General features: G+C 68.4%; 10 protein-coding genes. 1 reads left to right on the top strand and 9 read right to left on the bottom strand.

Annotated elements, in window-relative coordinates; translation table 11 throughout:
- Positions 1-169 precede the first annotated feature (169 nt).
- The 8 genes from GSI01S_RS15885 to lepA form a co-directional block, all read right to left on the bottom strand.
- Positions 170-1,798, bottom strand: coding sequence for an AMP-binding protein (locus GSI01S_RS15885; protein ID WP_006897628.1), 1,629 nt, complete (start codon positions 1,796-1,798; stop codon positions 170-172).
- A gap of 143 nt (positions 1,799-1,941) precedes the next feature.
- Positions 1,942-2,937 (bottom strand): sulfate/molybdate ABC transporter ATP-binding protein, encoded by a 996-nt coding sequence (locus GSI01S_RS15880; protein ID WP_006897627.1) that lies wholly within the window; start codon positions 2,935-2,937, stop codon positions 1,942-1,944.
- Between the two features lies 1 nt (position 2,938).
- On the bottom strand, positions 2,939-3,850 hold the full coding sequence (gene cysW / locus GSI01S_RS15875; protein WP_006897626.1) for a sulfate ABC transporter permease subunit CysW: 912 nt from the start codon (positions 3,848-3,850) through the stop codon (positions 2,939-2,941).
- Complete coding sequence (gene cysT, locus GSI01S_RS15870) at positions 3,847-4,689, bottom strand: sulfate ABC transporter permease subunit CysT (protein WP_006897625.1); 843 nt, start codon at positions 4,687-4,689, stop codon at positions 3,847-3,849. Before cysT ends, cysW begins: the two co-directional genes overlap by 4 nt.
- Positions 4,686-5,753, bottom strand: coding sequence for a sulfate ABC transporter substrate-binding protein (locus GSI01S_RS15865; protein WP_006897624.1), 1,068 nt, complete (start codon positions 5,751-5,753; stop codon positions 4,686-4,688). The genes cysT and GSI01S_RS15865 overlap by 4 nt, the downstream gene beginning before the upstream one ends.
- A 168-nt stretch (positions 5,754-5,921) precedes the next feature.
- Positions 5,922-6,122: a hypothetical protein gene (locus GSI01S_RS15860; RefSeq protein ID WP_006897623.1), complete on the bottom strand. Its 201-nt coding sequence runs from the start codon at positions 6,120-6,122 to the stop codon at positions 5,922-5,924.
- A gap of 114 nt (positions 6,123-6,236) precedes the next feature.
- Positions 6,237-8,276: a M3 family metallopeptidase gene (locus GSI01S_RS15855; protein ID WP_006897622.1), complete on the bottom strand. Its 2,040-nt coding sequence runs from the start codon at positions 8,274-8,276 to the stop codon at positions 6,237-6,239.
- Positions 8,276-10,165, bottom strand: a complete 1,890-nt coding sequence (gene lepA, locus GSI01S_RS15850; RefSeq protein WP_039867867.1) for a translation elongation factor 4 — start codon at positions 10,163-10,165, stop codon at positions 8,276-8,278. Before lepA ends, GSI01S_RS15855 begins: the two co-directional genes overlap by 1 nt.
- A gap of 138 nt (positions 10,166-10,303) precedes the next feature.
- Here lepA and GSI01S_RS15845 point away from each other — a divergent pair, with 138 nt between their 5' ends.
- Positions 10,304-10,972 (top strand): alpha/beta hydrolase family protein, encoded by a 669-nt coding sequence (locus GSI01S_RS15845; protein ID WP_006897620.1) that lies wholly within the window; start codon positions 10,304-10,306, stop codon positions 10,970-10,972.
- Between the two features lie 78 nt (positions 10,973-11,050).
- On the opposite strand, the gene GSI01S_RS15840 is transcribed toward GSI01S_RS15845, so the two are convergent.
- The gene (locus tag GSI01S_RS15840; protein WP_006897619.1) at positions 11,051-12,148 is read right to left on the bottom strand and encodes a hypothetical protein; all 1,098 of its coding nucleotides are present in this window, start codon (positions 12,146-12,148) and stop codon (positions 11,051-11,053) included.
- Between the last annotated feature and the right edge of the window lie 150 nt (positions 12,149-12,298).

The raw sequence follows: 12,298 nt of genomic DNA, 5'->3' as shown, positions 1-12,298 counted from the left end.
AGACCCAGCCCGAGACAACCCTGCCAGACCCAGCCCGAGGCCCGTCGAGTCGCGAGGAACGAAGTGACGAAGCGAATCGAGACATACGCGCGTCTCGACACGCACACTCACTACGTTCGCGCGCTGCTCGACAACCCTGCAGACCCAGCCCGAGCCAACCCTCAAACGGTCAGCCTTGGATGCGCATGGTCGAGTCGCCCCAGGCGGCGTCGCGGAGTTCGTTCTTGCGGATCTTGCCGGTCGACGTCTTCGGCAGATCGTCGACGAACTCCACCTCGCGCGGAGCCTTGTAGCCCGCGATCCGGCTCTTCACGTGTGCGATCACCTCGGCCTCGGTGAGCTGTTCGCCCGGCTTGCGCACCGCGTAGGCCTTCGGGCGCTCGCCCCACTTGTCGTCCGGCACGCCGACCACCGCGACGTCGACGATCGCGGGATGGCTCACTACCGCCTGCTCCACCTCGATGGTCGAGATGTTCTCACCGCCGGAGATGATGACGTCCTTGGCCCGGTCGAGGAGCTGCACGTAGCCGTCGGGATGCATCACGCCGAGATCGCCCGAGTGGAACCAGCCTCCGGCGAAGGCCTCGGCGGTGCGCTCCGGATCCTCGAAGTAACCCTTCATCACCACATTGCCGCGCATCACGATCTCGCCCATCATCACACCGTCGGGCTCCACGTCCACCAGGGTCCCGTCCTCGGCGGGCTCCGGGAGAACGACGCGGAGCCGATCGGCGGTGATCATCCCGACGCCCTGCCGTGCCATGCGCACGGCCAGTTCCTCACCCGACAGCGACGACCAGCTCGCGCTGGGCTCGCACACCGAATACGGGCCGTAGGTCTCGGTGAGACCGTAGACGTGCACGAGCTCGATCCCCAGATTGCGGATCGCGCGAATGATCGTGGGACTCGGCGGCGCCCCCGCGGTCGCAATGGTCAGGGGCCGGTCCATCCGGTGGGCCTCGCCCGCGGTGGCGAGCGTGGTCAGCACCGTCGGCGCACCACTCATCTGGGTCACCAGTTCGGTGTCGATGAGACGCCACATGTCGTCGCCGCGAACCGCCCGCAGGCACACGTGCGTGCCCGCAACCGCCGTCACCGACCAGGGGCCGCACCAGCCGTTGCAGTGGAACATCGGCAGGGTCCACAGGTAGCGGGTGTCGATGCCGAATCCCTGGGTGAGCACGTTGCCCAGCGAGGCCAGGTACGCACCGCGATGGGTGTACATCACGCCCTTGGGCTCGCCGGTGGTGCCCGAGGTGTAGTTGATGCTGATCAGCGAGTTCTCGTCGTCGACCTCCCACGGGATCGGGTTGTCGGAGCCGCGTGCCGTCAGCTCGTCGTACCGCAGATCGCCCGCACCGGTGTACTCGCCGTCGACGCTCGGGGTCTCGACCACCTCGCGCACGGTCTCGAATTCCACGCCCGCGAGCGCCTCGAGGAACGGCGCGTCGCCGACCAGCAGACGTGCTCCCGAGTGATTGCAGATGTAGCGGACCTCGGCGGGTGCGAGACGAGTGTTGACCGCCACCAGCACGCCGCCGGCGAGCGGCACCGCGAAGTGCGCGGCCAGCATCTCCAGCGAATTGGTCGCCAGATACGCCACTCGGTCGCCCTCTCCGATCCCGGAGGCACGCAGGGCTTGGGCCAGACGGGTCGCCTCAGCCGCCAGCTCGCGGTACGTGCGTCGCCGACCGCCGTCGACGGCCGCCTCCTTGTCCGGATGCACCTCGACGGCACGGTCGAGGAATCGCAGGGGCGTCAGCGGGCTGTCGAGTCCGGATCGGGCGGGAAGCGTCATGGTGTGACCCCTTCGGGGAGTGGTGGTGCAGTGTGACCCGACCACCATAGTCCAATGACACTCAGTGCCACCATATGTCCGAAGTCTTTGCGCCGAACGGTCGAACCCCTGCGATCTACGGCACTTCGTGCCGTACCGAATCCCTAGTCGGCCGAGAGTTGCGGCACTTTCGTGGCGCGCGCGAAGATGTCCTCGCCGGCCACCAGACGCAGGGCGTTCTGGTCACCGCGCGTGATCTGCGCGACGAACTCCTCGCCCGACGCCGCCGAGACCAGTTCCACGCGGGTCTCGAAGCCGAGATTCACCACGCGCTTCACCCGCGCCTTGATCACGCCGGTGTCCAGCGCGGTCTCGGCGGGCGGATAGACCATCTCGGCCGAGCGGCCGAGCCGGATGTCGTGCGGACGCACCAGTTCGCCGTTCAACCGCGAAATCGATCCGAGGAACGACGCGACGAAGACGTTGTCCGGCCGGTCGTACAGATCGTCGGGCTTGCCGACCTGCTCGATGCGCCCCTTGTTCAGCACCGCGATCCGGTCGGAGACGTCGAGCGCCTCCTGCTGGTCGTGCGTCACGAGGACCGTCGTCACGTGCACTTCATCGTGCAGCTGACGCAGCCATTTGCGCAGGTCCTCACGCACTTTGGCGTCGAGGGCGCCGAAGGGCTCGTCGAGCAGGAGCACCTGCGGATCAACGGCCAGAGCGCGGGCCAACGCCATCCGCTGACGCTGACCGCCCGAGAGCTGAGCCGGATAGCGCTTCTGAAAGACGGTGAGTCCGACGATGTCGAGCAGCTCGTCGACCTTCGCCTTGATCTCGTGCTTGGGCCGCTTGCGGATCTTCAGGCCGAAGGCGATGTTGTCGCGGACGGTGAGGTGCTTGAACGCGGCGTAGTGCTGGAAGACGAACCCGATGTCGCGCTGCTGCGGCGACGCACCCGAGACGTCGACGCCGTTGATCCGTACCGTTCCCGAATCGAGCCGATCCAGACCCGCGATGGCGCGCAGGAGCGTCGACTTGCCCGATCCCGACGGGCCGAGCAGGGAGGTCAGGGATCCCTCCGGGATGTCGATGGAGACGTCGTCGAGGGCCGCGAAGTCGCCGTAGCGCTTGTTGGCGCCGATCACCGAGATGGACATGTCAGTTGTTCTCCTCGCCCGCGCCGACGGCCGTCGGCGCGTGGGCAGCCTCGTGTTCGTTCCGGTCCTCGGACACGGCCTTCATCGTCTCCGCGCTCGCATCCGCGAGCTTGCCCTTGGCCCGGCGCTCGATGAGCGTCATCACGACCAGGACGAGAATGGCGACCATCATGAGCAGGGTCGCCGCGGCGTACGCCCCGTACTCGTTGTAGTCGTCGGTGTACCTCGAGTTCACCAGCAGCGTCAGCGTCTGCGAGACTCCCGGGAAGTTCGACGACACCATCGTGACCGCGCCGAATTCGCCGAGCGCGCGGGCGATCGTCAGGACCACACCGTAGGTGAGGCCCCATCGGACGGCGGGCAGTGTGATCCGGCTGAACGTCTGCCAGCCGGTGGCGCCGAGCGTCGCGGCGGCCTCCTCCTGCTCGGTGCCGATCTCGCGCAGCACCGGCTCCACCTCGCGGACGACGAAGGGCAGGGTGACGAAGATCGTGGCGAGCACCATGCCCGGGATCCCGAAGATGACGCGGAATCCGAGCGACTCGATGCCGCCGAACCAGCCCTCGGCGCCCCACAGGGCGATCAGCGCCACGCCGACCACCACCGGCGACACCGCGAACGGCAGATCGACCACCGCCTGCAGCACGCCCTTGCCCCGGAACCGGCCGCGCGCGAGGGCGAGAGCGGTCAGGACTCCGAAGATCACGTTGAGCGGCACCACGATCGCCACGATGAGCAATGTGAGCTGGAGCGCCGAGATGGCCGCCGGCGTGGTGATCCACTCCCAGAACTGCCCCAGCCCGTGCTCGAACGACCGCCAGAAGATCAGTCCGACGGGTACGACGAGCAGCACCGTCAGGTACAGCAGTGCGATGGATCGCAGCGTCAATCTGGTGAGACGAGAGACGATCATTCCGAGCCCTCCCGGCGGGTCTGGATCTTGGCCACGACACGCAGCAGGAACAGGACGACGAAGGCGATGACCAGCAACGCCACGGACACTGCGGCCGCGTTCACCGGCTCGTCGACCTCGATCTGCTGCTGGATGTACTGCGAAGCGACCTGCGTCTTGCCCGGGATGTTGCCGCCGATCAGAACCACCGAACCGAACTCGCCGATCGCGCGGGTGAACGCCAGTCCGGCACCGCTGAGGATCGCGGGCAGCAGCGCGGGCAGCACGATTCGCGACCAGATCACCCGATTGCCGGCGCCCAGGACCGCGGCCGCCTCCTCCACCGAGGTGTCGAGTTCCATCAGGACCGGCTGCACCTGCCGGACGACGAAGGGCAGCGTCACGAAGGTCAGCGCGAGGACGACGCCCGGCTGGGTGGCCGCCAGGTGGATGTCGAAGGGACTGTTGGGCCCGTAGAGGGCGAGCAGCACCAGGCTGGCGACGATCGTGGGCAGCGCGAAGGGCAGGTCGATGATGGCGTTGACGACACCCTTGCCCGGGAACTCGTCACGCACCAGCACCCAGGCGATCACGGTGCCGAACAGCACGTTGACGACGCCGACGATCAGCGACACCACGACGGTGATGCCCAGCGCCTGCAGCGCCGCCGGATCGGTGATGCCGTCCCAGAATCCGCCCGCGCCGTCGTCGAAGGCCTGAGCGGCGATCGCGGCGAGCGGAAGCAGCACGATGATGCTGAGCCACAGCCCGGTTATCCCGAGCGAGAGCGGTCCGTCGGGCCGCCATCCGCGGCGCGGCGCGAAGTCCTGGGTCTCGTGAGAGACGCGCTCGGTGGTCACCGTCCGGCCTCCCTCGCGTAGATCTCACTGATGTCGCCGCCGTTGCCGAACAACTGCTTGTCGACCTTCTTCCAGCCGCCGAGATCGGCGACGGTCCACTCCTTGCGGATGTCTCCGGGAAACAGGTGGGCGGTCTGCCGCGCGACGTCCGGATCCACCGGCCGGAACCCCGCCTCGGCCCACAGCTTCTGGCCCGGGGTCGAGAACAGGTACCTGACGAAGGCCCGCGCGGCGACCGGATCGGTGCTCGTGTTGACCACCGCGACCGGATTCTCGATCTTGAAGGTGACCGAGGGCACGATGTAGTCGATGCGGTCGGCCGGCGGCGAACTCGCATTCTTGCGGGACAGCATGATCGCCTCGTTCTCATAGCTGATGAGGACGTCGCCCTGCCCCTGCTGGAAGGCCGAGGTGGCCTCGCGTCCGGACTTCGGCAGCACCTTCACGTGATCGCGGACCAAGGCGCTGACGTAGTCCAGCCCGGCCTGCGGGTTCCGGCCGCCGTCGCTCTTGGCCGCGTACGGAGCGAGCAGGTTCCACTTCGCGGACCCGGAACTGCCCGGGTTCGGCGTCACCACTTCGATGCCTGGCCGCAGGAGATCGTCCCACGTATGGATGTTCTTGGGGTTGCCCTGGCGGACGACGAGCGCGACCACCGACCCGAAGGGAATCGAATCGTTCGGCGCCTGCTGCTGCCAGTCCTCATCGACGACACCGGCGTCGACCAGCCGGGTGATGTCGGGCTCCACGGAGAAGTTGACCACGTCGGCCGGCAGACCGCGGGCCACCTTCCGCGACTGATCGCCGGACGCGCCGTACGACTGGGAGAAGCCGACGTCGTGACCTTCCGGCGTCGCGCGGAAACCGGGAATCACCATGTCGAAGCCGACCTTGGGGGTCGCGTAGGCCACCAGGTTGAGATGCCTGCTTCCCGAGGAGATGTCGATGCCGTCGGGACGGTCGGTGGATCCGCCGCCGCACCCGGCCAGCGCGGCGACGAGTGCCAGCGCGACCGTCACGCATGCCGCCTTGAGGGCTGCGCGCTGAAGAGTTCCCGTGCTCACCCGAAGAACCTAACCACCGCGCCGGGCCGCTCTCAACGCCGCGATTCGTGTCTCCGCGAGGGTGGTGACGCGGCGTCGAGGTTGTGCTAGCGGAGGATCAGCCAGGCGAGCAACACGAGAACGAGCAGTGCCACCAGAGCAATCGTGACCTTGGAACGAAACATCGCGTCAGATACCCAATCCGTGATCGTCGTCGGCCTCCGCGCGGCCGAGCTTCGAGAAGAGTCGTCCGACCAGGTAGTTCACCCCGGACGCGACGAGCGTGGCCAACGGCACCAGCACCACGGCGGTGACGATGAGCTGCGGGACGAAGGGCAGACCGGTGAGCCACTCCTCGACCCCGTCCCACCAGGACAGAACGCCGTTCACCGCTCGATCACCTCATCTGCACTCGCACTCGCGCGGTTTCGCCCACACTGATTTGAAACCCTACTCGCCGGGGTCCTGCGACGGGGGTCACGCCACTGCCCCGGCACCGCCGCGCTACGCGAGCCCACGGCGGAGCAGCAGCGGTTCGATCCGGGCGCTGTGGCCGATCATGGCGGCATGCGCGGCGACCGGATCGACGCTGTCGCCGCGCGACAGCACCGCCTCGGCGAACGCCGCTCCCAGTTCCGGTCTGAGACCGCCGCCCGCCAGGAACCACTGCTCGGTCTCGGCGTCGAGGATCTCCGACCAGATGTACGAGTAGTACGCCGACGAGTAGCCGCCGCCGAAGACGTGGTTGAAGTACGTGCTGCGGTACCGGGGCGGGATCAGGTCGGTTGCCAGCCCGGCATCGGAGAGTGCGCGGCGTTCGAACTCCAGCACGTCGTCGGGGATCTCGTCCTCGGCGAGCCGGTGCCATGCGAGGTCGAGCGCGGCGGCGGCGAGGTACTCGACGGTGGAGTGCGCCGATTCGGTTCCGGTCGCGCCGCGGACGGCGTCGATGAGCTCGGCCGGCGCAGGTTCACCGGTGAGGTGGTGCCGCGCGTAGCCTGCCACCACCTCCGGGTGCAGCGCCCACATCTCGTTGACCTGCGACGGGAATTCGACGAAGTCCCGCGGCACGCTGGTTCCGGACTGGGAGACGTAGTCGACCGCCGACAGCAACCCGTGGATCGCATGTCCGAACTCGTGGAACAGCGTCGTGAGTTGGTCGAGGGAGAGCAGACACGGACGGCCCGGCTCGGGACGGGTGAGGTTCAGGACGTTGACCACGATCGGCGCCGTGCCGAGTTGCCGGGACTGGTCGACGATGTTGTTCATCCAGGCGCCGCCCCGCTTGGACGGCCGGGCGAAGTAGTCGCCGAGGAACAGCCCGATCCCGGTGCCGTTGCGGCTCACCTCCCACACCCGGACGTCGGGATGGTAGCCGGCGAGGTCGTCGCGCTCGGCGAAGCTCAACCCGTAGAGGCGTCCGGCCGCGGCGAAGACCCCGTCGGTGATGACGGTGTCCAGCTCGCAGTAGTCCGCGAAGCCGTCGATGTCGATCGACTCGGCAGAGCCGGCGGCACGGGCCCGCTGATCGGCGGCGAGCCAGTAGGTCACATCGGCCGCACCGAGCGGACCGCCGGCGAGTGCGGCCAGGCGCGCGAGCTCATCGTCGGCGGCCTTCATCGCCGCGGCGCCGAGCCGAGCCAGGAGATCGGCGACAGACTGCGGCGACGGTGCCGTCTCTTCGGCGATCACGTACTCGGCGTGGTTCGCGTAGCCGAGCAGGGCCGCGCGCCGAGCGCGCAGCCGGACGATCTCGAGGATCGACTCCCGGGTGTCGTGGGCGTTGCCGCGGGCACACCGGACCGCGGAGGCGTCGAAGACGCGGCGACGCGCGGCGGGGTCGGTGAGCTTGGCGACCGTCGCCTGACTGGTCGGGAGTTCGAGGGCCACCAGGTAGCCGTCTCGACCGGCGTCGGCCGCAGCGCGTGCAGCCGCGGCGATCTCCGAGGGCGACAGCCCGTCGAGGTCCGCGGCGTCCTCGAAGTGCACGGCCGAATCGTTGGTGTCGTCGAGCAGGTGCTGGCCGAAGTCGGTGGTCAGCGTCGCCAGTCGGGCGGAGATCTCCCGCATCTGTTCCTGCCCCGCCTCGTCGAGGGCCGCGCCGGACCGGATCGCGTCGCGATACCGCTGCTCCAGCAGGCGCGTCTGCGCCTCGTCGAGGTCGAGTTCGGCGCGACGCTCGTACAGCTCGGCGATGCGCGCGAAGAGCGCGGGGTTCAGCGCGATCGCGTTGGCGTGCTCAGTGAGGCGCACCGCGAGGACCTGCGCGATCTTCGCGCGCTGCGGATTGCTGTCGGGCCCCTCGAGATTGAAGAAGATCCCGTTCACCCGGGCCAGCGACCGTCCCGACGCCTCCAGCGCGGCCACCGTGTTGTCGAAGGTCGGGGCCTGCGTCGAGTCCGCGATCGCCTCCACCTCGGCGCGATGCTCGGCGAGCGCGATGTCGTACGCGGGCAGGAAGTCGTCGTCGGAGATCGACGCGAAATCCGGAAGCCCATACGGCAGCGGCGAGTCGGCGAGAACCGGCGACGTCGTGGCCGCCACTACTTACCCTTCGGCTTATCGCCGAGTTCGTCGGTGGACAGCGCGGCGACGAAGGCCTCCTGCGGAACCTCGACCCGCCCGATCGTCTTCATCCGCTTCTTGCCCTCCTTCTGCTTCTCGAGCAGTTTGCGCTTGCGGCTGATGTCGCCGCCGTAGCACTTGGCCAGCACGTCCTTGCGGATCGCGCGGATGTTCTCGCGGGCGATGACCTTCGACCCGATGGCGGCCTGAATCGGCACCTCGAACTGCTGGCGCGGGATCAGGTCCTTGAGCTTGAGCGCCATCCGGTTGCCGTAGGAGTACGCCGAGTCCTTGTGGACGATCGCGCTGAACGCGTCGACGGCTTCGCCCTGCAGCAGGATGTCGACCTTCACCAGATCGGCCTGCGCCTCTCCCGACTCCTCGTAGTCGAGGCTGGCGTAACCGCGGGTGCGCGACTTGAGCGAGTCGAAGAAGTCGAAGATGATCTCCGCCATCGGCATCGTGTAGCGCAGTTCGACGCGGGTCTCCGACAGGTAGTCCATGCCGCCGAGCTCGCCGCGGCGCGACTGGCACAGCTCCATGATCGCGCCGATGAACTCACTGGGCGCGATCACCGTGGTCTTGACCATCGGCTCGAAGATCTGGCTGGTCTTGCCGGTGGGCCAGTCGGACGGATTGGTCACGATGTGCTCGGTGCCGTCGTCCATCACCACGCGGTACACCACATTGGGCGCGGTGGAGATCAGGTTGAGGTCGAACTCCCGCTCCAGCCGCTCGCGGGTGATCTCCATATGCAGCAGGCCGAGGAAGCCGCAGCGGAAACCGAAGCCGAGCGCCACCGACGTCTCGGGCTCGTACGTCAGGGCCGCATCGTTGAGCTGGAGCTTCTCGAGTGCCTCGCGCAGGACCGGGTAGTCGGACCCGTCGACGGGATACAGACCCGAGTAGACCATCGGACGCGGCTCGCGGTAACCGGTGAGCGGCTCGTCGGCGCCGTTGCGAGCGGTGGTGACGGTGTCACCGACCTTCGACTGCCGGACGTCCTTGACGCCGGTGATCAGATAACCCACCTCGCCGACGCCGAGACCCGCGCTGGCCTTCGGCTCCGGCGAGACGATGCCGACTTCGAGCAGCTCGTGCGTCGCGCCGGTCGACATCATCGCGATCTTCTCGCGCGGGACGATGCGTCCGTCCACCACGCGGACGTACGTGACCACACCGCGGTAGGTGTCGTACACCGAGTCGAAGATCATCGCCCGGGCCGGCGCATCGGGGTCGCCGACCGGGGCGGGGATCAGACGGACCGCCTCGTCGAGCAGTTCCGGCACGCCCACGCCGGTCTTGCCGGAGACGCGGAGCACCTCCTCGGGTTCGCAGCCGACGATGTGTGCGATCTCCGCCGCGTAGCGGTCGGGGTCGGCCGCGGGCAGGTCGATCTTGTTGAGCACCGGGATGATGGTGAGGTCGTTCTCCATCGCCAGGTACAGGTTCGCCAGCGTCTGCGCCTCGATCCCCTGGGCGGCGTCCACCAGCAGGATCGCACCCTCGCACGCTTCGAGCGCGCGGGAGACCTCGTAGGTGAAGTCGACGTGACCGGGGGTGTCGATGAGGTGCAGCACGTACTCCTCGTCGCCCACCTTCCACGGCAGCCGGACGTTCTGCGCCTTGATGGTGATGCCGCGCTCGCGCTCGATGTCCATGCGGTCGAGGTACTGCGCGCGCATCTGCCGTTCCTCGACGACGCCCGTCAGCTGCAGCATCCGATCGGCGAGGGTGGACTTGCCGTGGTCGATGTGCGCGATGATGCAGAAGTTGCGGATCTTTGCGGGATCGGTGAACGTCTTGTCGGCGAAGCTGGGAATCTCACTCACTCCTTGCGCGGCGGGCCCGGGTGAAGCCCGGTGCAGATCACCCTCCAGTTTCGCACGACACCGGCCGGCAGTTCACCCCGCCGCCCCGCGCGAGGCGGGCCGCCGCAGGCCCGACGGCCCGCAGCGCGGCCGCACCACCGATTAGGCTCGACGCATCATGGGTACGGACAGGCGATGACTGACAACGAGTTCACGGTGGAGACGGCGACGGTCGCGGCGGACGTGACGTGCCCGGACGAACCCCGCGGACTGGTGATCCTCGCGCACGGAGCGGGCGCCGACCGCCGGGCCGCGATCCTGCGGGCGGTCGGCGGCGCCCTGGCCGCCCGAGGACTGGCGGTCGCGCGCATCGATCTGCCGTACCGGCAGGACCGGCCCAAGGGTCCGCCGTCACCGTCGAAGGCGGCCCGAGACCGCGACGGCATCCGCGAGGCGGTGGCCGAGCTGCGGTCCGCGGCTCCCGGCCCGCTGATCGTCGGCGGACACTCGTACGGCGGACGTCAGGCGTCGATGGTGGCGGCCGAGGACCCGGATCTGTTCGACGGGCTGTTGCTCACTTCGTACCCACTGCATCCGCCCGGGAAACCCGACCGCATGCGGACCGACCATCTCCCCGCGATCACCGTGCCGACGCTGATCGTGCACGGCCGCAGCGACGCCTTCGGAACGTCGCAGGAGTTCGCCGAGGCGATAGACCTGTTCGGCGGTCCGGTGCGAGTGCTCGAAGTGGAGCGGGCCGATCACAGCCTCAAACCCGACCGGAGCGGCGTCGCCGACCTGACGGCCGATGCGGTCGACGCATGGCTCCTGCCCGCGGCCGCCGAGCGCGCGGAACGACGATGAGCAGCGCACCGCGGCACCCGGCCCGCTGCCGTCGACCGGACGTTCCCAATGCGCCGGCGAAGTCCGCTTCCTGACCCGTCAGCGCATCAGCCGGCGCCGCACCCGCCGCACGAGATCAGCCGCGCGCGTGGTCAACGCGGGACTGCGGTCGGGCACCGGACCGGTCTTCGCCCACAGTGCGATCACATCGAGCGCGGCCTCGACGACGTCGCCGTCGGTGACAGCGGCGGACTCGTCCCCCGCGGTGGCGGTCACTCGAAGGTCCTGAACTGTTCCGGCGACCGGATGTCCGCGCCGGACGAGTTCGGCGACCATCTCCTCCGACTTCCTCGCGGCCCAGGCCGCCTGCGGCCCGGTCAGCCCCTCAGGCCGGCCGTCGCGCGTCGCGAACAGGTAGTCGCCGATCAGAACGCCTTTGACGAGACGCTCGTACCGGCGCCATTCGATGTCCTCGGGCTGCAGCCGGCCGTTGAGCCTGCGCAGCAGTTCGGTCTGCGTCGCCGACAGTGACTTGTTGCTGCTGGGCACCTCCGCGGGCAGGTCGGCCGGATCCATGCCGAGCGCGCGGACGAAGCGCTCCCACAGACCGTCGCCGTCGCTCGCGGTTCCGGGCGCCGGAACGGTGACGATGTGAACGCGTTCGGGACCGACCACCTCCGACCAGTCCGCAGTGATCCGCCGGTAGTCCTGGAACTCCCAGAACGGTTCCTGATCGGGGCCGGCGTGGTCGTCGGAGATCGACTCGACGAACTCGTCGAGCGTCGCCTGTCGCTGATTCTTGACGTTCTCCTGCCAGACCGATGGGACCTGTCTGGCCAGATCGCGCACCGTGAGCACGGCGTGCACCTCGTCTGCGAAGCTCAGGTCGGCCACCAGGCGCCGGATGTGCTCCGGACCGGCGTTGGCGAACAGCTCGTGCGAGACGAGGGACGAGCCGCGCCAGGCCCGCATCTGTGCGACCATCGACGGCCACACGCCGGCGTGTGCGGGATCGGCCCAGTCGAGGTAGCGCTCGGGCTGCAGGTGGGCCGCGGCGTGGAAGTGGTCGTCGATCCGGTTGCCCGGATAGAGCAGCCCGGCCCGGGCGAGGGCGTGGTCGCGGTTGCGCCACAGCCGATCCTGAACGTGCGTGGTTCCGGTCTTCGGCAGACCTACGTGGACATAGACGACTGACATAGTGCTTCCACTGTAGGCAGCGGTGCGGACCGCCGGATGACGCTCGCACCTCGGGTGCGGGCGATTTTGGCGCTTCCTGCGACGCTGGTATCGTTGACCGCTGTTGCGATGGACGCTGGCCGATGACCGGACCGCTCTGTCGCCGATGGG

It is taken from the genome of Gordonia sihwensis NBRC 108236 (assembly GCF_000333035.1).
GTDB classification, from domain to species: Bacteria; Actinomycetota; Actinomycetes; order Mycobacteriales; family Mycobacteriaceae; genus Gordonia; species Gordonia sihwensis.
This window is presented reverse-complemented; position numbering and strand designations above follow the sequence as displayed.